Here is a 24,358-nt window from a genome sequence, read left to right as displayed (position 1 = left end):
GCGTGCACACGAATGCCTTCGATCGAATATCCAGACGTGGCCTGCTGCAGGGATCGGCGGCCCTCGCCGGCGCAGTAGGTCTCGGTGTCGCTTCGGCGAGCCACGCCGGTGCCGAGGTTCCGGGTGGCAGCCCGGGCTTCGCGCACGGCGTGGCATCCGGTGACCCGTTGCCGGATGCGGTGATCATCTGGACCCGCATCACCCCGACGGCAGACGCGACGCCCGGTTCCGGCGTCGGGCCGGCGGTGACTCTCAACTGGCAGGTCGCGACCGATGAGGGGTTCGCGAGCGTCGTTGCGTCCGGAAGTGTTGCTGCTTCGGCGGATTCCGATCACACCGCGAAGGTCGACGTCACCGGACTCGATTCGTCGACGACGTACTGGTACCGATTCACTGCGGGTTCGGCTGTTTCTCCGGTGGGCCGCACCCGCACGGCTCCGTCGAACTCGGCAGATCTCGATCGTCTCCGCTTCGGCGTGGTGTCCTGCTCCAACTGGGAGGCGGGGTATTTCGGTGCCTATCGTCACCTCGCATTCCGCGAAGACCTCGACGCGATCATCCACCTCGGTGACTACATCTACGAGTACGGGCAGGGGGAGTACGGCGCGAGAAACGGATCCGTTCGCCTTCACGAGCCGGCCCACGAGATCATTTCGCTGGCCGACTACCGAATTCGGCACGCGCAGTACAAGACAGACCCGGATCTGGCAGCTCTGCACCTGAAGCTCCCGTTCATCACCACGTGGGACGATCACGAATCGGCCGACAACGCGTACCGGGACGGCGCCGAAAACCACACTCCCGGTGTCGAAGGTGACTGGGCAGATCGAAAGGCCAACTCGGCCAAGGCATATTTCGAGTGGATGCCCGTCCGCCCGTCGGGTAATGGTTCGAGCGTTCAGCTGTATCGTCGGTTCCGCTTCGGGAATCTGGCCGAGATCTCGATGCTCGATCTGCGTACCTACCGCGACGAGCAACCGACCATGAAGCAGGTCGACGATCCGTCGCGCACCATTACCGGACGCGCACAGATGGATTGGTTGACCAACGGAATCGTCACCTCCCCGACGCAGTGGAAGGTCGTCGGCAATCCGGTCATGATCACGCCCTGCGTGTTCCCGCCGCTGGAACCGGCGACCACCGCGGCGTTGACCGAACTGGTGGGTGTGCCGCAGGCCGGTGTCCCGTACAACACGGATCAGTGGGACGGGTACACCGCCGACCGCACCAGGCTTTTCGACGCGATCACCTCGAACGGTGTGGACAACACCGTCTTCATCACCGGTGACATCCACACGTCATGGGCCTGCGACCTACCGACCAACGCCGCCAACTATCCGGGTGGGCCGACCGTCGGCGCCGAGTTCGTCGTCCCGTCGGTGACGTCGCCCAATATCGACGACATGCTGAAAGTGCCACCGCGCACGGTAACCGTTGCGGCAGAAGAAGCATTCAAGGCCGTGAACCGACACGTGCGGTACGTCGAACTGGATTCGCACGGCTACGGCGTATTCGAAATCGCCCGCGAAGGTACTCAGATGGACTGGTACTACGTCGACGATCTCACCAATCCGCAGAGCAATGCGCACTACGCCGTGAGCTACCGTCTTCCGGCAGGCGCGGGCAGTAGAGTCTCACCCACCTCGGCCGCCCTCGATCAGGCCTCGTACCGACCAGGAGTCGACCAGTGAGTATCGAAGTTTCGCGTCGTAGCGTTCTGATCGGCGGAAGTGTTGTCGCCGGAACGGCATTGCTCGGAACGCCCGCTCGCGCGAGTGTTCCCACCAGCGCCGGAATCCCAGACCTGGACGTGCATGTCATAGTCGTAGACGGCATGCGGCCGGACGAGCTGCGATCGGAGCTCACCCCGACGCTGACCGGGCTTGCGGCCGGCGGTATCCACTACCCGGACGCCAGCGCCATCACGATCGCAGAGACGCTGCCGAACCACACGGCGATGATGACGGGAGTGCTGCCGGCGCGTTCGGGTGTACCCGCCAACTCCGTCTACGATCCGGCCATCGACAAGAAGCGTGACCTCGATCGGCCTTCCGACCTGCAGGCATCGACGGTTCTGGATCGGGTGCGCACCGAACTCGGATTGACCACTGCGAGTGTGCTGTCGAAGCGCTACCTGCACGGGTTGTTCGGTGACCGCGCCTCATTGGTGTGGGATCCGCAGCCGCTCGTTCCCGGTACCGAGCATGCGCCGGACAACTTCACGATCGACGCCTTGATCCGTATCGTCGGCGGGAACTCGCCGCGGCTCTCGTTCACCAACCTCGGTGACGTCGATCGGGTCGGGCACCTGGATCTGTCCGGTCCGTCCATCCGGATCGCTCGCACGGCTGCACTTCAGAACACCGACAACCAGGTTCGCCGCTTCGTCGACTTCCTTCATGACACGGGTCGCTGGAATCGGAGCATTCTGATCGTGTTGGCCGACCACTCCATGGACTGGTCGGAGCCCGCGCGGCTCATCGGCTTGGATCGACCGCTGAACGCGGACCCGTTGCTGGCAGGCAAGATTCGAATCGCCCAGAACGGTGGCGCAGACCTGATCTACTTCATCGGACCCGATGGCGAACGGGCGGAAGCCGTCAGCCGGATTCAGCAGATCGTGGATGGTGTGGACGGCGTCGAATCCAGCCACCTCCCCGCCGAATTCGATCTCGGCACCAATGCCGGTGACGTCGTTGCGTTTTGCGCTCAGGGCTGGCGGTTCAGTGATCCGACTCCACTGTCCAACCCGATTCCCGGCAACCACGGCCACTTCGTGACACTGCCCATTCCGTTCTTCCTCAGCGGCGGACATCCCGCTCTGGACGGTGGACGGAAGATCGACACGCAGGCTCGCACGATCGACGTCGCGCCGACGGTTGCGGCTCTGCTCGGCCTCGGTGCACCTGCCGGCGGCTGGGACGGCGTCGCCCGCACGACGGGTGTGTCGCTGAACGTCTAACGAGGATCGCGACCGGTCAGGGCAATCAGCTTGTCCTGCAACGACGCATCGTCCGGGAGGTCGACGGGATCGGAGAAGAGTCCGCTCTCGGCGAGCATGTCGCGCTGCCCGTCGAGGTCGGACCAGACGGCCTCGACGAGGTCTGGATCGAGCCGCTCGTCTGCTCCGACCGCTCGCGCAAGGTCCCAGGTGTGGATCGTGACGTCCGAGGTCTGCTGGCGCAGATAGGGTTCCACCTTCACCGTGCCGTACGAGAGGTGAACGTGGGCACTGAGGTCCGTCGATTTCCACGCTTTGATTGCGGCATCGGAGTACTTCTGCCATTCGGTCCACAGGTCGTCCCCGACGGGAACGATGTCCGGTGTCGCCTCGCCGACCGTCAGTCCGGCCAGGAGCGGCGGTACCCACTGCTGCTCCTCGATGACGTGGCGGACGAGGTGTTCGACGTGCCAGTCGGAGTCGGGCGTGGGTGCGTTCCAGTCCTCGACCGCAGCGAGTCGTGAACCGAATTCGCGGTGGGCGGTGAGTACGAGTTCGAGCCAATCGAATGCCATCACTCGAGGGTAACCCGATCAGCGTGACGTTAATCGGTGCGTGAGGCTTCGATTCGGTGAAGACTGTCGGGGTTGTCGCTCAGTCGAATCGAGGAGTTTTCATGACCGTCCCCACCGTCACTCTGGCCGAAGGTCTCACTGTCAGCGCCCAGGGATACGGCGCGATGTCCGTCGCCCCGGTCTACGGCCCGGTGGATCCGGCCGAGGCGCTCGCCACGCTGCACCATGCGGTGGACATCGGGATCACGTTCATCGACACCGCCAACGTGTACGGCGAGGGCTCGAGCGAGCGTGCGGTGGGAGAGCTTCTCAAAGACCGCCGGGACGAAGTGCAGTTGGCGACCAAGTTCGGTCTGGTCGGCAACATCGCCAACGGTCAGCGCGGGATCAACGGAGACCCGGCTTACGTGCCGCGGGCACTCGACGAGTCTCTGGGACGACTCGGCGTCGATCATGTCGACCTCTACTACTTGCACCGGGTCGACCCGAACGTGCCGATCGAAGACACCGTCGGCGCGATCGCGGAGCAGGTGAAGGCGGGCAAGGTCCGCAACATCGGCCTGTCCGAGGCGACCGGCGATGAACTGCGTCGTGCGTACGGGGTGCATCCGATCGCGGCGATCCAGTCGGAATGGAGCATCTGGAGTCGGGACGTCGAGAACAAGGTAGTACCCACCGCCGCGGAACTCGGAGTCGGATTCGTGCCCTTCTCACCTGTGGGCCGAGGCTTCCTGGCGGGATCGTTCGATGCGGAGACGCTCGGTGACAACGACCTGCGCCGACGCTTCCCACGCTTCTCGGACTCCGCGCTCCCTGCTAATCAGAAGGTTCTCGACGTGGTCCGCGCCGTCGGTGAGGAGCTCGGCGCGACGCCTGCACAGGTTTCCCTGGCATGGCTCGATGCCAAGGGCCGTCAGCACGGGTTGCCTTCCGTTTCGATTCCCGGCACGCGGTTCGCTGCACGAGTCACGGAAAACGCCGGAGCGTTGGACATCGTTCTGAGCGAAGACCAGATCGCTCGCCTCGACTCCCTCGCCGCGATCACCGAAGGCTTCCGTTCGGCTGATTTGAATTGGGTCTCTCAGGGCCGCGAATAATCATGTCCTGAGCCTTGCGAAAGACAGGAGTAACATACAGACCCGATGAAAAAAGTGTGGTTGGTCTGGGGTGTCGGTGTTTTTGCCTACGTGATCGCCGTGCTTCACCGCACTTCGTTCGGTGTCTCGGGTCTGTCTGCTGCTGATCGGTTCTCGATCTCGCCCAGCGTTCTGTCGAGCTTCGTCGTGCTGCAGATCGTTGTGTACGCCGGCATGCAGATTCCGGCGGGAGTCCTCCTCGACCGCTACGGTTCGCGGATCATGATCGCAGTCGGTGCGTTCATCATGATGTCCGCGCAGTTGGCTCTCGCCTTCACCGAATCGCTGCCCGTCGCGATCGGTGCACGTATTGCCGTCGGTGCCGGGGATGCACTCACCTTCATCTCGGTGTTGCGGTTGGTACCGCAGTGGTTCCCGCCCCGGCAGGTGCCGTTGGTCTCGCAGTTCACGGGCATCCTCGGTCAGCTGGGCCAGGTGATGTCTGCGCTTCCGTTCATGTTGCTGTTGTCCGGACCGGGCTGGACTTTTGCCTACGGCAGCGCTGCCGCTGTCGGACTGTTGGCGTTTGCGCTGGCGTTGAGTGTCATCCGCGACGCGCCTCCCGGTGCCGACGTGGTCGCCGTGCCGGCCGGCGCCAAGGAGATCGGGCGACAGATCAAGACGGTGTGGATGCGGCCCGGCACCCGACTCGGGTTCTTCAGCCACATGGGGACTCAGTTCTCGATCACGACGTTCGCGCTGCTGTGGGGTGTGCCGTACCTGAAATCGGCTCAAGGCCTCGACTCCACGACGGTCGGCTCGCTGCTGACGCTGTCAGTCATCTCGGCAATCGTGGCCGGCCCGATCCTCGGTATTCTCACCGGTCGCTATCCCATGCGTCGATCGTGGTTGGTTCTCACCATCATGGTCGCCAGCGCGCTCATGTGGACGATCGTGCTTTCACGAAGCGAACCGTCTCCGCTCTGGTTGTTGACGATCCTGGTGGTCGTCATCTCGGTGGGTGGACCGGGTTCGGTGATCGGCTTCGACTACGCGCGTACGTCGAACCCGAGTTCGGCGATGGGCACCGCGCAAGGCATGGTCAACATCGGGGGATTCCTCGCTTCCCTCATCGTGATTCAAGTGATGGGCGTCATCCTCGGACACATGGGCGGGTACACGTTCGACGGATTCCGTGTCGCCTGGATGGTGCAATATCCGGTTTGGATTCTCGGTATCGTCGGTGTGCTCGTCACCCGAGGCAAAGCCCGGCGAGCCCTCGCAGCAGAAGGCGTACACGTACGGCCGATTCGCGAAGTCATTCGTCGCAACAAATAACTCGATCGCATCGGGTAATTCATCCCCTGCGGGTGAGGTTCCCAAGCGTCCGAGCCACCAGGCTTGATGGATGAACGACGCAATGAACATCGGACCGGTCGAGCTCGTGGTGCTGGCATTCCCAGGTTCAACTGTGGATCCTGAAGCTGTCGCCGCGCTGCAGAACGTGGTGGAACGAGGTTTTGTCACTCTGCTCGACCTCGTGTACATCGCCAAGGACGCGGACGGACAGGTGTCGCAGATCGACGTCGACGAAGATCTCACCGACATCGGACTGGCGATTCTGTCCATCGAAGCCAAGGCATTGATCAGTGACGAGGACCTGGACGTGGTCCGTGAGTCACTCGAACCAGGAACGTCCGCCGCAGTCATCGTCTACGAGCAGACGTGGGCGCGTGAGCTCGCGTCGACGGTTCGCGGTGGCGGCGGCGACGTAGTCCTTCACGTTCAGATACCGCGCGAGGTAGTCGTCGCAGCGGTCGAAGCAGCATTTCAGTAGCGACAATTACCCAAGGAGTTCGGCATGGTTTTTCGAGGTGGACGCAGAGGGCGGCCGGGGTTGCTCGGCACGGTGGCGCGCACGGCGGTAGTGGCTGGAACCGCAAAGGCGACGTCCAACGCCATGGATCGACGGAGTCAACGAAAGGCCAGCGAGCAGCAGCAGGAATATCAGCAGGAGTACCAGCAGCAACAGCCGCCGCCGCAGCAGCAGGTCGCCCCCGTGCAGTCCGTTCCCCCTTCCGGCGCGGACGATCTGGTCTCCAAGCTGCAGGAGTTGGGACAGCTTCATCAGTCCGGCGTGTTGACCGATGCCGAGTTCGCGGCGGCAAAGGCGCAGTTGCTGAGCTAGCCCTGCTGTTCTCTTCAATTGCGGCAATGCGCATTGCCGCAATTCGGCGTGAAAGGCTGACTTATGATCGACCCACGTGCGGCATCGGCCGCAATCGAAGCCGCGAACGCCCGAGTCGCCGAGACTCTACCGTTCTCCGACGACGCCGACTTCACCGAGGCGAAGCGGGGTTTCGTCGCCGCACTCGATCCGGGGCTGGTTGCCGATTCGGACGGAAAAGTCCTGTGGAACAACGATTCCTACGCGTTCCTTGACGAGGACTGCCCGCCAACGGTCAATCCGAGCTTGTGGCGTCAGTCGAAGTTGGTCGCCAAGCAGGGACTCTTTGCGGTGACGGATTCGATCTATCAGATTCGCGGACTTGATCTGTCGAACATGACGTTGATCGAGGGAGATACCGGAATCATCGTCATCGATCCACTGATCTCCCGGGAAACCGCTGCCGCTGGTCTCGCGTTGTATCGGGAGCATCGTGGTGATCGACCGGTTGTCGCGGTGATCTACACGCATTCGCACATCGACCACTTCGGCGGGGTCAAAGGAGTGACCACCGACGACGACGTCGCCGCCGGGCGATGCGTGATCGTCGCACCCACCGGGCTCGTGGAGCACGCGGTCGAGGAAAACGTCTATGCGGGAACGGCAATGGCTCGACGCGCGGCCTACATGTACGGGGCGGCCTTACCCCGAGGTCCCCGAGGTAGCGTCGGAGCCGGGTTGGGGCAGACCACCTCAACCGGCACACCGACGCTCATTTCGCCGACGGTGTCGATCTCGAAGACAGGTCACACGGAGACGATCGACGGCGTTCGGATCGAATTCCAGATGACGCCCGGAACCGAGGCCCCGTCCGAGATGAACTTCTACTTCCCGGATTTGCGCGCACTGTGTATGGCGGAGAACGCAACTCATACTCTCCACAACCTGCTCACGCTTCGCGGTGCCCTGGTACGAGATCCTCATGTCTGGTCTGCGTACCTGACGGAATCGATCAATCGTTACGCCTCACGATCCGACGTTCTGTTTGCGTCCCACCACTGGCCGACGTGGGGGACCGAACGGCTCACCGAGTTCCTGTCATTGCAGCGCGACCTCTACGGGTACCTTCACGATCAGACACTTCGTCGAATCAATCAGGGGTGGACCGGTCTCGAGATCGCCGAATCGATCGAGCTGCCAACTGCATTGGCGCAAGCGTGGCACACGCACGGGTACTACGGTTCCGTCAGTCACAACGTCAAAGCCATCTACCAGCGATACATGGGTTGGTTCGACGGTAACCCTGCGCATCTGTGGGAGCATCCACCCGTCGAATCGGCCAAGCGTCACGTGGAGTTCATGGGCGGATCAGCAGAAGTGTTACGGAAAGCTCGGGAATCGTACGAGCGCGGCGACTTTCGCTGGGTTGCGCAGGTGGTGAACTACGTGGTCTTCGCTGAACCGGACAACGTCGAGGCCAAGAATCTGCAGGCCGATACCTTCGAGCAACTCGGGTACGGCGCCGAGAACGGCACATGGCGGAACTTCTACCTCACCGGTGCATACGAACTGCGCAACGGCTCAGTGGGGACGCCCACGGTTGCCGCGGCGCCCGACATCACCGCAGCGCTGTCGGTAAGTCAAGTCTTCGATGCAGTATCGCTGCGCGTGGATGGAGTGCGCGCAGCGGGCTCGCACATCGTCGTCGATTGGAACATCACTGACGAAAACATCGTTCACCGAACGGAACTCAGCAACGGAGTTCTGATCCATTTCGACGTGGAAGGTGGGTCTGCAGATGCTGGGTCTGTGGATGCGATGTTCAGTTTGAGTCGGCGCGACTTACTCGGTGTGCTGCTCGGTGGTGTGGACTTGGGTGCCGAGATTGCGAATGGAACCATCTCGGTTTCCGGCGACGCGGCGAAGCTCGCAGAACTTGCCGGATACCTCGACGAGCCGGATCCGAACTTTGCGATAGTCACTCCGACCTAGCGCTGTATCAGTCGTGAACGAGCCTGTACTTCAACAGGTCTCGAGTCGCGCACCTTTTTGAAGTTGTCCGTTTTGTCTCTGGTTCTCGAAAGTATGTTCGATTAAACTTTCGGCATGGATAGTCGGGGAGCGTGGCAGCTGGATGGTGAGGACCTCAAGAGTGAGGTTCTGGATCTGGTGCGTGTCCGGCACGAGTTGCAGTCGCGGTTGGTGTTGTTGATCGTGGAGATGTTTTCCCGTGAGGTTCTCGGTGGGAAGGGTTTTCGGGCGATCGCGCTGTGGTTGCATGGTTCGACGAATTTGGAGATCGGTGAGTGCAGTCTGCTGGTCGGGTTGGCGCGGTTGTTGATGCTCGAACCCGTGGTGGGCGATGCGTTTCATCGTGGTGACGTGGATGCGTTGAAGGCGCGGCAGGTGGCGTCGTTTTGTCAGCATCCACCGAAGAACATGACGCCGGCGGATGTGGACAAGGCTCGCGGGATTCTGTTGGGGTTGGCGTCGCAGAACATTGCCGATTGTGATGCGGTGCGGGCGGCGATTCGGCGGATCGAGAAGCAGTACGGCAAGCGCGAAGACGGGGTTCCGGTGGGTGAGGATTCGGAGCGTAACGAGTTCTACGCGTCGAAGGGCTTGTACGGGCGCGTGTCGGTGAAGGGTGATCTGGATGCGGTGAACGGGGCACGGTTGATCACGTTGTTGTCGAGTCTGTCGGCTCCGACGCCGGAGAAGGACGGTGTCAAAGACACCCGCACTCCGGCACTGCGGCGGGCGGACGGGTTCTGCGAATTGTTGCGCCGGTACGAGCGGGCGGGGTTGGGTCCGATCGAGGGCGGGGTGAAACCGCACATCACGGTGACTGCGTCTGCGAAAGACATGACGGACCTCAAAGCCTTGAAGGATCTACTGCCGTCGACTCAGGAACTGGGTTTCGCGTGGACGGATTGGGTAGGTCCGATCAGTATCGATACCGCGCGGATGTTGGCGTGCGACTGCACGGTAACGCGGATCCTCCTGGATGAGAACGGTGTTCCGCTCGACTGCGGCAAAGAAGCAAGGACCGCGACGGTACCCCAGCGGCGGGCGTTGGCGGTTCGTGATGGTGGGTGTGCGTTTCCGGGGTGCGGAACTCCGTCGGGGTGGTGCGATGCTCATCATATTGTTCACTGGAACGATGGTGGCCCAACAGATCTCGATAATCTGGTCTTGTTGTGCGGTCATCATCACCGGACGCTACATCACACGGAGTGGCGGGTGGAGATCGGGCCCGATCGGAAATCGGTGTTCTATCCGCCGATGTCGATCGATCCGTATCAGCAGCCGATCGGCGGGAACAGCCCACCGACAGCGGCGTGAACCGCGACAACTGACGAATACGCCGGGGCACAACCATGCCCCGGTGCTTGCTCAATCCAGTATTTACTCAAGACAACGTGATGTCGGCAATCAGGCCGTGGTGATCGGATCCCTCGATCTCGATCCGTTCCAAGGATGTCGCCACGGCGCCTTTCGTGATGATGTGGTCGATACCGACCACCGCCGGATACCGCTTGTCGGTCGGATAGGTCGGGATCAGGCCGGAACCCAATTGGTCGGCGGCGCTGGTGTATCCGTTCGTGAGAAGATTCCGGAACTGTTTGTTCGAGTACGACGCGTTGAAGTCGCCGCTCACTATCACGTTGTCCCGTCCGGCGACTTTGTCCATGTAAGACCCAAGCCTTCGCTGCTCGTCCGCCCACACCGAAGGCGGTGAGATGTACGCCGGTGCCGGATGCACGGCGAACAATGTGACTGGCTGCGCCAAGCCGACATTCAGTTCTGCGGACAGCGTTTCGGGTGAGAATCCGTCGAGGCTACGCGGATTGGAGAGTGGAAAGCGACTGTAGATTCCTGCCCCGCCACCACCGTCGGTGTACGGGACGAGGAATTGGTGGCTCAGAACCTCGTCAAGCCCGGCGGCTTTGAGCGCGTCGGCTTCCTGGTACGTCAACTCCTGGACCGTCACCACGTCGACCTCGCGTTCGCGGACCATCGCCACAAGCGACTCCGGATCCGCTGCACCGACCATCAAGTTGGCCTGCATGATTCGAATCGATGGACCGTTCGCAGACGTCGACTCCCCAGTTCCGCCGATGTACAGCGGGCTCACAGACCATCCGAACAACCCAAGGACGAGGATCGAGGCGGCGCACACGATCCACTGACGCCCGATACCCGAGACGACGGCACCGATCAGCGGAGCAATCATCAACAAGGGCGCCACCGACGCCAGAACGATCACGATGTTGTGATCGACGTCCGACTGAGTTGCGATCAAGGCAACCAAACCAGTCACGATGCCGGCCACACCGGCCACGGCCGAAAGGCGGCGAAGAACCAGTCGACGAGGGGTCACGGCATCGGGTTGCATGACGTCCATGGAAGCAGAAGAGCGTCGTAGCTCCGGGAAACTGCAGGTGGAGTCGGTGCGCCCTATTGTTTGCGCCCTATTGTTGCGGATACGGAAGATGGCTGCTGCTGTTCTCACTGACGGAGATCGAGCGGCCGAGTTGGGGGAAGGCGCGTTGAGAGCACGCTGGCCTGTCACAGACTTTGCACCCCGCGCCGATCGGCACGATGGTCGCGGGGTCGTCCGTCTGAATTCCGTGTGAGTAGACCATGCGATCGGCGTAGCCGATGTCGCAACCGAGTCCGACGGCGAAGTTGCGCTCGGGTGCGAGGTACCCGAGTCCGCCGCTGTGGGTAGTGCGCGCCACCCAGAGGTATGTCCGGCCGTCGGGCATCTTCGCGACCTGAGTGAGGATGCGACCTGGGCTCGCGAATGCCTCGTGGATGACCCACAGCGGGCAGCTGCCTCCGACTCTGGAGAAGTGAAAGGCGGTAGCAGACTGACGCTTCGAGATGTTTCCGGCGCGATCGGTTCGGACGAAGAAGAAAGGGATGCCGCGTTGGCCGTGTCGTTGGAGAGTGGACAACCGGTGGCAGACTGTCTCGAAGCCGACCTCGAACTTGAGGCTGAGCAGGTCGATGTCGTACCGCAAGGCCTCAGCGGATTGCAGGAATTGGGTGTACGGGAGTAGCAGTGCGCCGGCAAAGTAGTGTGCGAGTCCGACGCGGGCCAGCGCTGCGGACTCGGCGCTCAATGATTCATCCTCGGCGACAAGGGAATCGATCACGTCGGCCTGCGTGAAGAAGGCCAACTGCATTGCGATCTGGAACGCGCGTTGTCCTGCCGACAGACGACGGGCGAGTGTGAGGACCGACTTGTTCGGATCGTAGTAACGCTTGGGGCCGAGCTTGTCGGGTTCGTCGGTACGGATCGTCACGGTGACGCCGTGCTGATCGCGAAGTAGTCGTGCCAGTTGCAAATCCACTGCGCCCACGGACAATCCGTTGTCCAGGAACATCTGCTCGGCAGCGTCGTCCAGAACGGCGATGTGATTCTTTCGGTCGTAGAAGAAGTCCCGAACTTCCTCGTAGGGCATCGGTACGAGTGACACATCGGACGCTGGTTCGCCGGACAACTGCGTCGAGAACTGGTCCAACTGCTCTGTCGCGGCGTGAAGGCGGCGGTGCAACATCACGAGGGTGCGTCCGACCGCCGGCATGCGGGCCACCAATTCGTCCACCTCGGCCAGAGATACGTCTCCAGATTCCGAAGTTTCGGCCAAGGCGTGATGAACGTCCGCAACCAGGCGTGCGTCGGAATCGGAGGCGAAGAATTGCACGTCGAGATCGAACTCGGCGTTGAGCTTGAGAAGGACGGGCACCGTCAGCGGTCGTTGATCGTTCTCCAGTTGATTGACATAGCTGGGGGAGAGTTCGAGTGCCTTCGCCAGTGCGGACTGTGACAGGTTTCGTTCCTCCCGCAGCCGTCGCAGCCGCGCTCCCGCGTACATCTTCTTCATCGAATCTCCTCGGTGCCGATCGCGTTCACCCTACCGAGAAGCTATTCGCAACATTCGCAACATCGCAGCATTGTCATTGCACAAATAGGCAATTGCGAGGGCCTATCCCGAGGTGAATGAGCTGCGTAGCGTGCAAATAGATACCGAAGAACGTGAGAAGAGGACCGATGAAGACGCATCTCGTACGCACTCACCGCTCTGCCGAAGAGTTCCCCAAGGAAGACCACCTCGCGTGGAAGATCGCGGAAGTTGCGACGGATTCCGTCGACGTCACCGACGCCACATCCGACATGATCGTCAACCGGATCATCGACAACGCGGCAGTTGCCGCAGCTTCCCTGGTGCGCCGTCCCGTGGTGAATGCGCGGGCGCAAGCACAGTCGCATCCGTATACGCCGGGCTCCACCGTGTTCGGTATCCCCGGTACGTTCTCGCCTGAATGGGCCGCCTGGGCCAACGGTGTCGCGGTTCGTGAACTCGATTTCCACGACACGTTCCTCGCCGCCGAGTACTCGCACCCCGGAGACAACATCCCGCCGATCCTCGCCGTCGCTCAGCACACCGGCCGTGACGGTCGAGACCTGATTCGTGGTCTGGCGACCGGCTACGAGATCCAGATCGACCTGGTTCGGGCTATCTGCCTGCACGAGCACAAGATCGACCACGTCGCACACCTCGGCCCCTCGGCTGCGGCAGGTATCGGAACTTTGCTGGGCCTGGGCACCGAGACGGTCTACCAGGCAATCGGCCAGGCACTGCACCTCACGACAGCGACACGTCAGTCCCGCAAGGGCGAGATCTCCAGTTGGAAGGCGTACGCGCCTGCGCTGGCAGGCAAGGTTGCCGTAGAGGCGGTCGACCGTGCGATGCGCGGTGAGGGCGCACCGTCACCGATCTGGGAAGGCGAAGACGGCGTCATCGCCTGGCTACTCGGTGGCCCGGACAAGGAGTACCACGTTCCGCTGCCCGGTTCGGGTGAGGCGAAGCGCGCCATCCTCGACTCGTACACCAAAGAACACTCCGCGGAGTACCAGAGCCAGGCGCCGATCGACCTCGCTCGCCGAATGCGTTCTCGTGTCGGTGATCTCGACCAGATCGCGTCGATCGTCCTGCATACCAGTCACCACACCCACGTCGTCATCGGCACCGGTTCCGGCGATCCGCAGAAGTTCGACCCGACCGCCTCGCGTGAAACCCTCGACCACTCGGTGATGTACATCTTTGCCGTTGCGCTACAGGACGGTACGTGGCACCACGAACATTCCTACGCGTCCGAGCGTGCACAGCGCGCGGACACGATCGAGCTGTGGAACAAGATCTCCACGCGCGAAGATCCCGAATGGACACGCCGTTACCACTCGACGGATCCGGACGAGAAGGCTTTCGGTGCTCGCGCCGAGATCACCTTGAAGAGCGGCGAAGTCATCGTCGACGAGCTTGCGGTGGCCGATGCGCACCCGCTCGGCGCACGTCCGTTCGCTCGCGATCAGTACGTCGCGAAATTCCGCACCCTCGCCGAGGGCGTCATCGAGCCGAGCGAACAGGACCGCTTCCTCGATGCGGCTCAGCGCACCGCCGAATTGAAGGCAGGCGAACTCGATCAGCTGACCTTCACCGTTTCCGAAGACGTTCTCGCTCGGGCTCCCAAGGTCGCCAAGGGACTTTTCTGATGTCGGGCCTCATCGCAGCAGCGACGTCTGCAGCCGACAAGCGGATTGCCTTCCGGGCGGGGCTGACGTCCGGAAAGATTCAACGACTCCCGGGTGCGATCAATCCGCTGACAGCCAGACTGATTCAGGAAATCGGGTTCGAGGGTGTCTACGTTTCAGGTGGTGCGTACTCCGCCGGATTGGCGCTTCCCGACATCGGACTGACCACCTTGACCGAGGTCGCCGGCCACAGCAAGCAGATCGCGCGCGTCACGGACCTCCCGACGCTCATCGACGCCGACACCGGTTTCGGTGAACCTATGAGCGCGGCCCGCACGGTCACGATCTTCGAGGACGACGGAATAGCCGGTCTGCACCTCGAGGACCAGATCAACCCGAAGCGCTGCGGGCACCTCGACGGCAAAGCAATTGTGCCCACCGAAGACATGGTTCGCCGTGTTCGTGCTGCAGTGTCGGCGCGTCGTGACCCGAACTTCGTCATCTGCGCGCGCACCGATGCTGCCGGAATCGACGGTATCGACGCGGCGATCGAGCGAGCAAAGGCCTATGTGGATGCCGGTGCTGATTTGATCTTCACCGAAGCTCTTGCCACCGAAGCAGACTTCGAGAAGTTCCGCGCAGCAGTCGACACTCCGCTCCTCGCCAACATGACCGAGTTCGGGAAGTCGAACCTCATTTCGGCGAAGACATTGGAAGAGATCGGTTTCAACGCCGTCATCTACCCCGTGACCACCCTTCGGCTGGCGATGTTCGCTATCGAAAAGGGTCTGCGCGAGATTTTTGCGGAGGGCACGCAAGAAGGACTGCTCGGCGAAATGCAGCATCGCAGCAGGTTGTACGAGATTCTCGAGTACGAGCGCTACAACGAATTCGACAGTGGCATTTTCAATTTCAGCTTGGAGGGGAGTAGGACATGACCGAACAGATTCCGACGATCTACAAGGGCTTGGCCGGAGTTGTCGTCGATACGACGGCTATCTCCAAGGTAGTGCCCGAGACGAATTCGTTGACGTATCGCGGTTACGCAGTGCAGGACCTTGCCGCGAACTGCAGCTTCGAAGAAGTTGCGCACCTGCTCTGGTACGGCGAACTGCCGACTCCCGAGCAGCTCGAATTACTCTGCCTGCGTGAGCGTGCGGCCCGTCGTGCCGACCGCTCACTGCTCTCACTCCTGACCAAGATGCCGGACAACTGCCACCCCATGGATGTTGTCCGCACGGCGATCAGCTACCTCGGCGCCGAGGATCCGGCGGAGGACGACAACTCGGAGAAGGCCAATCTGGCCAAGGCGCTGCGGATGACGGCTGTGCTGCCGACCATCGTCGCAGCCGATTTCCGCCGCCGGCGCGGTCAGGATCCCATCGCGCCGCAGTCGGACCTGGGTTTCGCCGAAAACTTCTTGAACATGTGTTTCGGTGCTGTTCCGGAGTCGGCGATCGTGAAGGCCTTCGAGGTCTCGCTGATCCTGTACGCGGAGCACTCCTTCAACGCCTCGACGTTCGCCGCTCGTGTTGTGACGTCCACACTTTCGGACATCTACAGCGCAGTGACCGCTGCTATCGGCACGCTCAAGGGCCCGTTGCACGGCGGTGCAAACGAAGCTGTCATGCACGACATGCTCGAGATCGACGACCCCGACCGCGCCGAAGCCTGGATGTCGGAGAAGTTGGCTGCCAAGGAGAAGGTCATGGGCTTCGGGCACCGCGTCTACAAGAACGGTGATTCGCGTGTTCCGACCATGAAGCAGGCCCTCCTCGACGTCGCGGCAGCGACCGACGGCGAGAAGTGGGTGCAGATGTACGAGATCCTCGAGAAGACCATGGTCAGTGCCACCGGAATCAAGCCGAATCTCGATTTCCCCACGGGCCCTGCATATTTCCTCATGGGCTTCGACGTCGAGATGTTCACGCCGATCTTCGTGATGAGCCGCATCACCGGATGGACGGCGCACATCATCGAGCAGGGGCAGTCGAATGCACTGATCAGGCCGCTGAGCCAGTATTCGGGCGTGCCACAGCGCACAGTCGTGGCATGACACTTTTTGCTGTCGTGGCATGACACCCCTTTGATACTGCGTCGGCGAGGTTCGGTTCTGGCATCACCGTCTCCTGGCCTCGTCGACGCTTCTCCGTTCGCACTATCTGCAACTTTGCATCGAGAATTCGCAAAGATATTCAAGTGCAATGTGTTTCGACTCTTCTCTACCGGAAATAACGTGAGTGTCATGACTGAAACGCACGAAGAAATCTTGATCATCCGTCGTGGCGAGACCCTCGACGTCGTGTTCAACCGGCCGGAAAAGCGCAACGCATTGACCCCGCAGATGTACGACGCCATTGCCGGAGCCTGCCGGCGCGCCGACTCCGACCGCGAGATTCGGTTACTCACTCTCCGAGGTGCTGGGGGAGAGGCGTTCTCGGCGGGCTCCGACATTGGCCACTTTCAAACCTTCTCGAGCTTTCAGGACGGGCTCGACTACGAAAGCCGGTTCGTCGGCGTACTGACCGAACTCGAGAAAGTGAGTGTTCCCACCCTCGCGGTCATCGACGGTGTGTGCGCGGGAGCAGGGCTGTTGCTGTCGGCAGCGTGCGATGTGCGGATCGCGACGCAGGGGTCACGCTTCTGCCTACCGATCGCGCGCACACTCGGAAACTCGTTGTCGATCCATTCCGTGGCGTTGCTGGCGGACAGGATCGGCAGTTCGCGTCTGATGTCGTTGATCGCTCGGGCTGGGGTGATGTCGAGTGGCGAGGCTCTGCGGAGCGGCTTCCTCAGCGACTGTGCAACAGAGTCCGAGTTCGCGACCCTGACTGCCCAGGTATCTCGCGATCTACTTGCCGCCGCCCCGATGACCGTCTGGACTATTCGGGAGTCCCTGCGACGCATCAGAACCCGAGTGATTGCCGACAACGATGATCTGATGAGCATGATCTACAGCAGTGACGACTTCAAAGCCGGCGTCGACGGTTTCCTTCGCGGGGAACGACCGGTGTGGGCCGGCGTGTAGTTCGGCGGTAGAACCACAGGCTTGCGTTGGAGCGCGCTCTAACCCCTAGCGTTGCCGACCATGACAACAAAGACCTGGATCATCACTGGAGTTTCTCAGGGTTTCGGCCGTGAACTCGCACTGTCTGCACTTCGATCGGGGGACGCGGTAGTCGCTGCAGTTCGTCGTCCCGAGTCCGTTGCAGATATTGCGTCGGCGAATCCGGATCGGTTCTCGGCGGTGACGTTCGACGTCAGAGATACCGCAGCGGCTCCGGGCGTCGTCGAATATGCGCTCGAGCGTTTTGGTCGCATCGACGTGCTGGTCAACAATGCCGGTCGTGGGATGGTCGGCGCGGCGGAGATGGTGGACGATTCGACCTTGCGGGATCTCATGGAACTGCACCTGATCGGACCCGCCGCGTTGGTGCGCGCCGTCCTCCCGTCGATGCGAGTGCAGGGCAGCGGGACGATCGTGCAGATGAGCAGTCAAGGCGGCCGTATGTCGTTTCCCGGCGTCGGGGCGTACTCGGCGTCGAAGTTCGCTCTCGAAGGTTGGTCGGAGGCTCTCGCCGGTGAGGTCGCGCAGTTCGGCGTTCGGGTGATGATCGTCGAGCCCAGCCGATTCCGTACAGCATTCAACACGCCTGGCGTTCTGAGCTTCGCCGAATCATCATCGGAATACCGTGATTTGCTGGATCCCGTTCTGCGGGACATGGCGGCCGCAGACGGTGTTCAGGAGGGTGATCCGGAGAAAGCGAGCAATGATCAGAACCTGTGGATGGTTCTCGGCGAGGCGGCGTGAGTGGGCGCACCTTCCCGGGAATGATCTGAAATTCCATCAGCTCTGATCAGGACCGGCGTTGGCGCGCTGGTTCGGGAAGGTACGCCCATGCTCACGGTAGTTCAGGATCAGCAATCCTCCAACGACGACAGCGGTGTTGGTCGGTCGTTGCTTGACGAGATCGTTCGCGACGGTGCCCGGCAGATGCTCGCGGCGGCGTTGGCCGCCGAAGTCGCCGCATACATCGAGCAGTTCGCCGAGCATCTCGATGAGCACGGCCGGCGGCTGGTGGTCCGCAACGGCTATCACCACGAGCGTGACGTGCTCACCGCGGCGGGGGCGGTGACGGTGACCGCACCGCGGGTCAACGACCGCCGTGTCGACGCCGAGACCGGTGAACGGCAACGGTTTTCCTCGGCGATCCTGCCGGCGTGGTCACGCAAGTCCCCGCAGATGACCGAGGTGTTGCCGCTGCTGTACCTGCACGGGCTGTCCAGCGGCGACTTCGGTGCGGCGTTGGAGCAGTTCCTCGGCACTGGTGCCGGGCTGTCGGCCTCGACGATCACCCGGCTGACCGCGCAATGGCAGGACGAGGCGAAGGCCTTCGCCGACCGGGATCTCTCGGGCACCGATTTCGTGTACCTATGGGTCGACGGCATCCATCTCAAGGTCCGCCTGGAGCAGGAGAAGCTGTGCTTGCTCGTGATGATCGGCGTCCGCGCCGACGGCCGCAAGGAGCTCGTCGCGCTCACCGATGGGTTCCGGGAGTCCACAGAGTCGTGGGCTGATCTGCTGCGCTCATGCCGACGCCGCGGGATGACCGCCCCGGTGCTGGCCGTCGGTGATGGGGCGCTGGGGTTCTGGAAGGCACTGCGGGAGGTGTTTCCGGATACCCGTGAACAGCGCTGCTGGTTTCACAAGCAGGCCAATGTGCTTGCTGCGCTGCCCAAGTCGGCTCATCCAGGTGCGACCGCGGCGATGCGGGAAATCTACAACGCCGAGGACATCGACAAGGCCCAGGTCGCGATCAAGGCCTTCGAGGTAGATTACGGCGCGAAGTACCCCAAGGCGGTCGCCAAGATCGTCGACGACGCCGACGTGCTCCTGGAGTTCTACCGGTACCCGGCCGAGCACTGGATCCACTTGCGCACTACGAATCCGATCGAATCGACGTTTGCGACCGTGCGGTTGCGAACCAAGGTCACCAAGGGCCCTGGGTCACGCGCAGCGGGGATTGCCATGGCCTACAAGCTGATCGACGCCGCACAAGCCCGCTGGCGGGCGGTCAACGCCCCCCATCTGGTCGCGCTGGTCCGTGCCGGCGCGGTGTTCCACAAAGGCAAGCTGCTCGAACGACCCATCGACATCTCACCCGCTGAGCCCGACGAATCAAGCGAAACGGAGGTCGCCTGAAACACCCTCATCCACAGGTCTTGACAATATCTCGAGAAAGCAGCAGAGATCATCACCTCGCTTGTGCACAGCGAGAATGTGCCACTTCGTCTGCCACTCGGAAAGGAAGCCGTGGAGCGTGTCTCCGCGTCGTATCGGAAGAATCTCGCCGAGGTATGCGTCTGGGCCGACCTGGCTCGCAGTGCAGACTTCGCGGATGCTGCCGGCCCTGTCCGCCCGTTCTAGGCTGAGAGTCATGGCTACGGAAGACTTGATGCGTAAGGCACTCGAGGCACTTGGGGAAGTGGACGGGCCAATGTCGATCGAGGTGATTCACCGACTCGTCGATGCAGGGGACGTTCAGGAGCCGATGTCGATCGCCGAAGTCTCGGACCTGCTGGATGTCTCGGCACATACGCTGCGCTACTACGAGAAGATCGGTCTGGTCGAGGTCGATCGTGACTCGAGCGGACATCGTGTGTACGGTCCGGAATCTGTTCGCAGGCTGGTGTTTCTGACCCGCATGCGCATCTCGGGTATGGCGATTCGCGACCTGCAGCACTACGTCGAACTGGTCGACGCCGGTGAAGGGACAATTCCGGAGAGGCTCGACATGCTGCTCGAGCACCGGGACACCGTTCGTCGGCAGATCAAGGAGCTCACGTTGTCTTTGGCTGCGACGGAGTACAAGATTGCGACGTACGGCGGGCGGACCGGAGAGCAGAAGTAGCGCGGGCTACTTCTCCTGCGTTCGATCCAGCCCGCCTTCCATGGATAGCGCCAACTGCTCGAGTGCCGTGAGAATTTTTCCGCGGTCCCGCCCGAGTTGGGTGAACAATTCACCGTGAGCGGCAAGTTCGCGAGGAAAGACGTCGTCGACGACAGCGTTTCCCTGGACCGTCATCGTGATCAGTGCAGATCGCCTGTCTTCGGGATTGCTTGTGCGGGAGACGAGTCCTCGCTTCTCGAGTCGCGCGAGTGCCTTGCTGACTCCGGCCCGAGACATACCGAGGCGTTCGGCGAGACGAATCGCGGTGACCGGTTCCTCGGCGTATCGAAGTGGCACAAGGAGTTCCACTTCCGAGACGCTGAGGTCCGCGGATCGGTACACCGGTTCGACGGCGAGTTCGAGAAGCGCCGTGATCCGCTTGAGTTGCGCGACTACTTCCATGGGCGAGGTGTCGAGGTCGGGATTGTTTTCGGCCCAGAGGTTGCAGGTACGGGAGCGGAGTGTTGGTTCGTTCACGATTCCTCAACTTTGTTAACCGGTAAACAAATTTGCTAGATTGCCAGAATAGCCCACCGTCTCGGGTGGGACGATCTGCGGACTGGGGGAGCACATGAGGTTCGACGTGGTGATTGTCGGTGGCGGTGCGGCGGGGTTGAGTGCCGCGCTTGTTCTGGCTCGGGCTCGGCGGCGAGTGATGATCGTCGATGCAGGTAACCCGCGCAATGGTGTCTCCGAGCACCTGCACGGGTACCTGACGCGGGATGGTGAGAGTCCTACGCAATTACTTGCGGCCGGCCGCAAGGAGGTTCTCGAGTACGGCAGCGAAATGACGACTGGCACCGCAATCCGAATCGAGCGCACGGACGACGGTGGGTTTCTTGTGCAAACCGACGCGACTGCGTCGCTGGAGGCACGGACTGTTCTGGTTGCTACTGGGTTACGTGACGAGCTGCCGAACATCGCTGGGCTGCAAGATCGCTGGGGCGTCGACGTTCTGCATTGTCCCTACTGTCACGGGTACGAGGTTCGAGATTCCCCGATCGGTGTGCTCGGTGGTGGCAATAGGCCGTTCACCATTCATCAGGCGTCGTTGGTGCGTCAATGGTCGGAGGATGTCGTCTTCTTTCCCAACCGTATCGAGCTGACGGGAGCCGAACGGGAGCGGCTGATTGCCAGGGGGATTCGCATTGTCGAAGGCGATGTGGCTGGCGTGTCGGTTGGCGATGGTAGATTGGACGGCGTCGAACTGGCCTCCGGTCAGGTAATTCCGCGAAGCGTAGTGTTTGTCGGCCCACGGTTTGTTCCGCGAGGCGATCTGTTGACTGACCTGGGGTGTGAAGCCGACGAAAATGGTTGGGTGGTAACTGATCCTGCAGGCAGCACAAGTGTGCCTGGAGCCTGGGCCGCGGGGAATGTGTCGGATTCTCCGGCGCAGTTGATCACCGCCGCCGCTGCCGGATCAAAGGCTGCGATTGCACTGAATCACTATCTGCTCGAGCAGGATATCGTGCGAGCGGTTGCGATCGCAGCCGAACTTCAGCCGAGTGAAACCGGAAGCAACCCTCGCGGGGTCTCTTGAGCGATCTGGTTCAGCGCAGACTCCAACGTCGGAAATTGATACTGGAAGCCGCTGTCCGCGAGCACCCCTGGTGAAACCCAGCGACTCTTCGTTACCAGTTCAGCCTCGGTGCGGATGATTCGTGCGCCGAACTCGAGCATCCAGCCCGGCGTCGGAAACCCATATTGTCGGCCAAGTTTCGCTCGTACCATCCGCATCATGTCGGTGTTGGTTACCGGATACGGGGATGCGATATTGACCGGGCCTGAGATCTCCGGATTCTCGTAGACGTGGATGATCGCGCGAATGACGTCGGCGATGTAAATCCAGCTGAACATCTGTCGGCCGTCGCCCATTCGTCCGCCGAAGCCCATTCGGGCGAGGTTGACGAACGGATTGATCGCCCCACCGCCGGCTCCGAGGACGATCGACATCCGAAGTGCCACTTTGCGAACAGGCGTTGGGGCTGAGAACAATTCGTGTTCCCACGCTCGCGCGACCGCTACGGAGAATCCCTTTCCCAGCTCTCCGTTCTTCTCGTCCATCGGTCGATCTCGTGCGTCTCGGTAGATCGTGCCGGTACTGGCATTCGCCCAGAGTGAGGGTGGCTGCGGCGTGCGGGTCAGCGCACGACCCAACAGTGCAGTCGTTTCCACTCGGGAGGAGAAGATGTCGTCGGCATTGCGCTTGTTGTAGCGGCAGCTCACGGAGCGGCCGGCGAGGTTGACGAGCAGATCCGTGCCGCTGAGTACATCGGCGACGCCGTGCTCGTCGGACCACGTGGCATCGCTCGTTCCTCCCCGGCCGATCGTCCGAACGTCGACCCCGTTGGATTCGAGCGTTCGAAGAAGGTGTTGGCCTACGTAACCCGACGCACCACAGACAACAACGGTCTTCATGGTTTTGTGTTCCCCTCTGCAGAAACGACTTTTGTCATCAGGGCGGCGACATCGCCGACCAGACCTCGTGCCACTGGCAGCCGGGCGAGGGTGAGCGCTTTCGCGATGATCGGTACCAGGCCGTCGACGAGGGATCGGGTACGAGTTTGCCCCGGAGACGCGTCGGTGACCCAGTGTAGCGTCACGCCCAGATAGCTGAGCCACAAGAGCGTGGGGAGCTGGGTCTCCAATGACGCCGGCGTCTTCTGCTTCGACGCCGCCAGTGCTTCACGCATCAGATCGACGGCCATCGATCTCGCATCGGTCGACTCGGCCGAGAACGGGCTGGACTGTGATGTGGTGGGCAGGGCAACGTGCAGAAACGTGCTGCCGAAGCCGTGATAGGGCCCCATGACATCGAGTCCGGTGTGCAGAACAATCCTGAGATTTTCTGTCAGTGACCCACCTTCGCGAAGGAGTGGAAGCGCCCGCGCGCGGTGATCGCGTTGGATGACGAGATACAGCTCGTGAACCAGTTCGTCTTTACTGGCGAAGTAGTAGTAGGCGTTCCCGAGCGAGACCTCTGCCTCATTTGCGATCTTGCGCATGGTCGTCGCTGCGAAGCCTTCGTCGCGGAAGAGCCGCAATGCTGTTTCCACCAGCTTTTCCCTGGTCTCGATCCCGCGAGTACTCATCGACACTCCTTCTTTGAACATGTTCAAGTGCAGCGTACGCCCTGGAGTTGAACACGTTCAAGAGTGGATCTGTTGCGTGAAATATAATAAGCGCGCATACTAAATGTATGAATGAATGTGCTTTCGGTTCGCCAGGTGGTCGGCGATGAACGCATGGTTGGGAGTTGTGTCCGCCGAACATGTGCGTCGCGCAGTGGATCTCGGTATCGCACAGATCGGGCACGGAAAGAGAGCCGGATTGGCACGGATGAAAGCAGGTGACGTGCTGGTCTACTATTCGCCGGTCGAGTCCATTGGTGATCGAGATCCGTTGCGCGAGTTCACAGCTCTCGGTGTGATCGAAGAGGGTGAGATCTGGCAGGCGGACGAGGGGTGCTTCAAGCCGTTTCGGCGTCGAGTGCGATACGAGCAGTTCACACCCGTTCCACTCGGCGATGTGCGGAGTCGATTGGCGCTGACCTCGGCACCGAATTGGGGGTATCAACTCCGGCGTGGCTTGATTCCGTTGGATGACAACGACGTCGAGGTTCTGCGTTCGACGACGAGCTGACACACTGGCGCTGTGGCGAAGAAACTGGAAACCGACTTCGAGGACGCGGACGAGAGTCCCGGTCTGATGTTGTGGCGTGTCACCAATGCTTGGCAAGCCTCGATTCGCGCGGCGCTGCGACCTTTCGACCTGACCCACGTGCAGTTCGTTCTGCTCGCAGCACTGACCTGGCTGGATGCAGAGACGCCGATAACTCAACGCGGTCTTGCCGAGTACGCGCGCACCGACGCGATGATGACGTCACAGGTGATTCGGACCCTCGAATCCAAGGGGTTTGTCGAACGACGTCCACATCCGACCGATGCTCGTGCTCGCTCGCTTGCCGTCACGCCGGTGGGTGCGGCCTTGGCCGGCAGGGCGAACCGCGCGGTGGAATCTTCGGACCGGGAATTCTTCGCCGCTCTGGGGGATCGTCAGGCGGCCTTCGTCGCGATGCTCGGCGCGCTTGATCGACGGTAAC

General features: G+C 61.7%; 25 protein-coding genes. 19 read left to right on the top strand and 6 right to left on the bottom strand.

The genetic code is table 11. The annotated features are described in order from the left end of the window. The first annotated feature begins 2 nt into the window (after positions 1–2). The gene (locus M0639_RS24475) at positions 3–1,691 is read left to right on the top strand and encodes an alkaline phosphatase D family protein (RefSeq protein WP_064074308.1); all 1,689 of its coding nucleotides are present in this window, start codon (positions 3–5) and stop codon (positions 1,689–1,691) included. After that, positions 1,688–2,962 carry an alkaline phosphatase family protein gene (locus M0639_RS24470; protein WP_007732611.1) on the top strand — a complete coding sequence of 425 codons (1,275 nt, stop codon included), beginning with the start codon at positions 1,688–1,690 and terminating at the stop codon, positions 2,960–2,962. The genes M0639_RS24475 and M0639_RS24470 overlap by 4 nt, the downstream gene beginning before the upstream one ends. Here M0639_RS24470 and M0639_RS24465 read toward each other — a convergent pair. Further along, positions 2,959–3,516, bottom strand: coding sequence for a TIGR03086 family metal-binding protein (locus M0639_RS24465; protein WP_007732609.1), 558 nt, complete (start codon positions 3,514–3,516; stop codon positions 2,959–2,961). The genes M0639_RS24470 and M0639_RS24465 overlap by 4 nt on opposite strands. A 101-nt stretch (positions 3,517–3,617) precedes the next feature. On the opposite strand from M0639_RS24465, the gene M0639_RS24460 reads away from it, so the two are divergent. The 6 genes from M0639_RS24460 to M0639_RS24435 all read left to right on the top strand — a co-directional run bounded on the left by M0639_RS24460 (position 3,618) and on the right by M0639_RS24435 (position 10,104). Then, entirely contained in the window at positions 3,618–4,613 is a 996-nt protein-coding gene (locus M0639_RS24460; protein WP_050656831.1) for an aldo/keto reductase, read from the top strand. A gap of 45 nt (positions 4,614–4,658) precedes the next feature. Beyond that, entirely contained in the window at positions 4,659–5,930 is a 1,272-nt protein-coding gene (locus M0639_RS24455; protein ID WP_007732605.1) for an MFS transporter, read from the top strand. Positions 5,931–6,000: 70 nt separating this feature from the next. Then, on the top strand, positions 6,001–6,429 hold the full coding sequence (locus tag M0639_RS24450) for a DUF6325 family protein (protein WP_007732604.1): 429 nt from the start codon (positions 6,001–6,003) through the stop codon (positions 6,427–6,429). Positions 6,430–6,453: 24 nt separating this feature from the next. Next, a complete protein-coding gene (locus tag M0639_RS24445; protein WP_003939954.1) occupies positions 6,454–6,780 on the top strand; it encodes an SHOCT domain-containing protein in 327 nt (108 codons plus the stop codon). 63 nt (positions 6,781–6,843) lie between these two features. Further along, positions 6,844–8,751: an alkyl/aryl-sulfatase gene (locus tag M0639_RS24440; protein ID WP_064074309.1), complete on the top strand. Its 1,908-nt coding sequence runs from the start codon at positions 6,844–6,846 to the stop codon at positions 8,749–8,751. 114 nt (positions 8,752–8,865) lie between these two features. Then, positions 8,866–10,104, top strand: a complete 1,239-nt coding sequence (locus M0639_RS24435; RefSeq protein ID WP_064074310.1) for an HNH endonuclease signature motif containing protein — start codon at positions 8,866–8,868, stop codon at positions 10,102–10,104. 67 nt (positions 10,105–10,171) lie between these two features. Here the strand turns inward: M0639_RS24435 and M0639_RS24430 are convergent, their stop codons facing one another. Further along, entirely contained in the window at positions 10,172–11,167 is a 996-nt protein-coding gene (locus M0639_RS24430) for an endonuclease/exonuclease/phosphatase family protein (RefSeq protein ID WP_064074311.1), read from the bottom strand. 67 nt (positions 11,168–11,234) lie between these two features. Next, on the bottom strand, positions 11,235–12,656 hold the full coding sequence (locus M0639_RS24425; RefSeq protein WP_003939891.1) for a short-chain fatty acyl-CoA regulator family protein: 1,422 nt from the start codon (positions 12,654–12,656) through the stop codon (positions 11,235–11,237). A 167-nt stretch (positions 12,657–12,823) separates the two neighbouring features. Between M0639_RS24425 and prpD the strand changes: the two genes are divergently transcribed. The 8 genes from prpD to M0639_RS24385 all read left to right on the top strand — a co-directional run bounded on the left by prpD (position 12,824) and on the right by M0639_RS24385 (position 20,217). After that, on the top strand, positions 12,824–14,326 hold the full coding sequence (prpD, locus tag M0639_RS24420) for a 2-methylcitrate dehydratase PrpD (RefSeq protein ID WP_003939787.1): 1,503 nt from the start codon (positions 12,824–12,826) through the stop codon (positions 14,324–14,326). Beyond that, positions 14,326–15,243, top strand: a complete 918-nt coding sequence (prpB, locus tag M0639_RS24415; RefSeq protein ID WP_003940134.1) for a methylisocitrate lyase — start codon at positions 14,326–14,328, stop codon at positions 15,241–15,243. Before prpD ends, prpB begins: the two co-directional genes overlap by 1 nt. Then, positions 15,240–16,361 (top strand): bifunctional 2-methylcitrate synthase/citrate synthase, encoded by a 1,122-nt coding sequence (locus M0639_RS24410; protein ID WP_047269777.1) that lies wholly within the window; start codon positions 15,240–15,242, stop codon positions 16,359–16,361. The genes prpB and M0639_RS24410 overlap by 4 nt, the downstream gene beginning before the upstream one ends. A 189-nt stretch (positions 16,362–16,550) precedes the next feature. Next, positions 16,551–17,333 carry an enoyl-CoA hydratase gene (locus tag M0639_RS24405; RefSeq protein WP_064074312.1) on the top strand — a complete coding sequence of 261 codons (783 nt, stop codon included), beginning with the start codon at positions 16,551–16,553 and terminating at the stop codon, positions 17,331–17,333. A 60-nt stretch (positions 17,334–17,393) separates the two neighbouring features. After that, positions 17,394–18,116 carry an SDR family oxidoreductase gene (locus tag M0639_RS24400; RefSeq protein ID WP_248671213.1) on the top strand — a complete coding sequence of 241 codons (723 nt, stop codon included), beginning with the start codon at positions 17,394–17,396 and terminating at the stop codon, positions 18,114–18,116. An 87-nt stretch (positions 18,117–18,203) separates the two neighbouring features. Continuing rightward, a complete protein-coding gene (locus tag M0639_RS24395) occupies positions 18,204–19,508 on the top strand; it encodes an IS256-like element ISRer3 family transposase (protein ID WP_042927240.1) in 1,305 nt (434 codons plus the stop codon). 78 nt (positions 19,509–19,586) lie between these two features. Next, positions 19,587–19,733, top strand: a complete 147-nt coding sequence (locus M0639_RS24390) for a hypothetical protein (protein WP_231915053.1) — start codon at positions 19,587–19,589, stop codon at positions 19,731–19,733. Between the two features lie 10 nt (positions 19,734–19,743). After that, entirely contained in the window at positions 19,744–20,217 is a 474-nt protein-coding gene (locus M0639_RS24385; RefSeq protein WP_064073482.1) for a MerR family transcriptional regulator, read from the top strand. Between the two features lie 6 nt (positions 20,218–20,223). Here M0639_RS24385 and M0639_RS24380 read toward each other — a convergent pair whose 3' ends face one another. Further along, positions 20,224–20,733 (bottom strand): MarR family winged helix-turn-helix transcriptional regulator, encoded by a 510-nt coding sequence (locus M0639_RS24380; protein ID WP_054800781.1) that lies wholly within the window; start codon positions 20,731–20,733, stop codon positions 20,224–20,226. Between the two features lie 94 nt (positions 20,734–20,827). Here M0639_RS24380 and M0639_RS24375 point away from each other — a divergent pair, with 94 nt between their 5' ends. Continuing rightward, the gene (locus tag M0639_RS24375; RefSeq protein WP_037125744.1) at positions 20,828–21,796 is read left to right on the top strand and encodes an NAD(P)/FAD-dependent oxidoreductase; all 969 of its coding nucleotides are present in this window, start codon (positions 20,828–20,830) and stop codon (positions 21,794–21,796) included. Here M0639_RS24375 and M0639_RS24370 read toward each other — a convergent pair. Both M0639_RS24370 and M0639_RS24365 read right to left on the bottom strand, forming a co-directional pair. After that, complete coding sequence (locus M0639_RS24370) at positions 21,754–22,674, bottom strand: TIGR01777 family oxidoreductase (RefSeq protein ID WP_058037692.1); 921 nt, start codon at positions 22,672–22,674, stop codon at positions 21,754–21,756. The genes M0639_RS24375 and M0639_RS24370 overlap by 43 nt on opposite strands. Then, on the bottom strand, positions 22,671–23,348 hold the full coding sequence (locus tag M0639_RS24365; protein WP_042453557.1) for a TetR/AcrR family transcriptional regulator: 678 nt from the start codon (positions 23,346–23,348) through the stop codon (positions 22,671–22,673). Before M0639_RS24365 ends, M0639_RS24370 begins: the two co-directional genes overlap by 4 nt. A 145-nt stretch (positions 23,349–23,493) precedes the next feature. Between M0639_RS24365 and M0639_RS24360 the strand changes: the two genes are divergently transcribed. Further along, the gene (locus tag M0639_RS24360; protein ID WP_050656414.1) at positions 23,494–23,898 is read left to right on the top strand and encodes an EVE domain-containing protein; all 405 of its coding nucleotides are present in this window, start codon (positions 23,494–23,496) and stop codon (positions 23,896–23,898) included. Positions 23,899–23,910: 12 nt separating this feature from the next. Continuing rightward, positions 23,911–24,357, top strand: a complete 447-nt coding sequence (locus M0639_RS24355) for a MarR family winged helix-turn-helix transcriptional regulator (RefSeq protein ID WP_003940281.1) — start codon at positions 23,911–23,913, stop codon at positions 24,355–24,357. Position 24,358 lies beyond the last annotated feature (1 nt).

Source organism: Rhodococcus qingshengii JCM 15477 (assembly GCF_023221595.1).
Classification (GTDB): Bacteria; Actinomycetota; Actinomycetes; order Mycobacteriales; family Mycobacteriaceae; genus Rhodococcus_F; species Rhodococcus_F qingshengii.
The sequence above is the reverse complement of the archived record's forward strand: the minus strand, read 5'-3'. Positions and strand labels throughout refer to the sequence as shown.

Coding starts and splice junctions, on each gene's coding strand:
- M0639_RS24440 (WP_064074309.1), top strand. CDS start 6,844: ATGATCGACCCACGTGCGGCATCGGCCGCAATCGAAGCCGCGAACGCC.
- M0639_RS24455 (WP_007732605.1), top strand. CDS start 4,659: ATGAAAAAAGTGTGGTTGGTCTGGGGTGTCGGTGTTTTTGCCTACGTG.
- M0639_RS24435 (WP_064074310.1), top strand. CDS start 8,866: ATGGATAGTCGGGGAGCGTGGCAGCTGGATGGTGAGGACCTCAAGAGT.
- M0639_RS24450 (WP_007732604.1), top strand. CDS start 6,001: ATGAACGACGCAATGAACATCGGACCGGTCGAGCTCGTGGTGCTGGCA.
- M0639_RS24360 (WP_050656414.1), top strand. CDS start 23,494: ATGAACGCATGGTTGGGAGTTGTGTCCGCCGAACATGTGCGTCGCGCA.
- M0639_RS24410 (WP_047269777.1), top strand. CDS start 15,240: ATGACCGAACAGATTCCGACGATCTACAAGGGCTTGGCCGGAGTTGTC.
- M0639_RS24365 (WP_042453557.1), bottom strand. CDS start 23,348: ATGAGTACTCGCGGGATCGAGACCAGGGAAAAGCTGGTGGAAACAGCA.
- M0639_RS24460 (WP_050656831.1), top strand. CDS start 3,618: ATGACCGTCCCCACCGTCACTCTGGCCGAAGGTCTCACTGTCAGCGCC.
- M0639_RS24370 (WP_058037692.1), bottom strand. CDS start 22,674: ATGAAGACCGTTGTTGTCTGTGGTGCGTCGGGTTACGTAGGCCAACAC.
- M0639_RS24375 (WP_037125744.1), top strand. CDS start 20,828: ATGAGGTTCGACGTGGTGATTGTCGGTGGCGGTGCGGCGGGGTTGAGT.
- prpB (WP_003940134.1), top strand. CDS start 14,326: ATGTCGGGCCTCATCGCAGCAGCGACGTCTGCAGCCGACAAGCGGATT.
- prpD (WP_003939787.1), top strand. CDS start 12,824: ATGAAGACGCATCTCGTACGCACTCACCGCTCTGCCGAAGAGTTCCCC.
- M0639_RS24400 (WP_248671213.1), top strand. CDS start 17,394: ATGACAACAAAGACCTGGATCATCACTGGAGTTTCTCAGGGTTTCGGC.
- M0639_RS24430 (WP_064074311.1), bottom strand. CDS start 11,167: ATGGACGTCATGCAACCCGATGCCGTGACCCCTCGTCGACTGGTTCTT.
- M0639_RS24385 (WP_064073482.1), top strand. CDS start 19,744: ATGGCTACGGAAGACTTGATGCGTAAGGCACTCGAGGCACTTGGGGAA.
- M0639_RS24425 (WP_003939891.1), bottom strand. CDS start 12,656: ATGAAGAAGATGTACGCGGGAGCGCGGCTGCGACGGCTGCGGGAGGAA.
- M0639_RS24405 (WP_064074312.1), top strand. CDS start 16,551: ATGACTGAAACGCACGAAGAAATCTTGATCATCCGTCGTGGCGAGACC.
- M0639_RS24395 (WP_042927240.1), top strand. CDS start 18,204: ATGCTCACGGTAGTTCAGGATCAGCAATCCTCCAACGACGACAGCGGT.
- M0639_RS24445 (WP_003939954.1), top strand. CDS start 6,454: ATGGTTTTTCGAGGTGGACGCAGAGGGCGGCCGGGGTTGCTCGGCACG.
- M0639_RS24465 (WP_007732609.1), bottom strand. CDS start 3,516: ATGGCATTCGATTGGCTCGAACTCGTACTCACCGCCCACCGCGAATTC.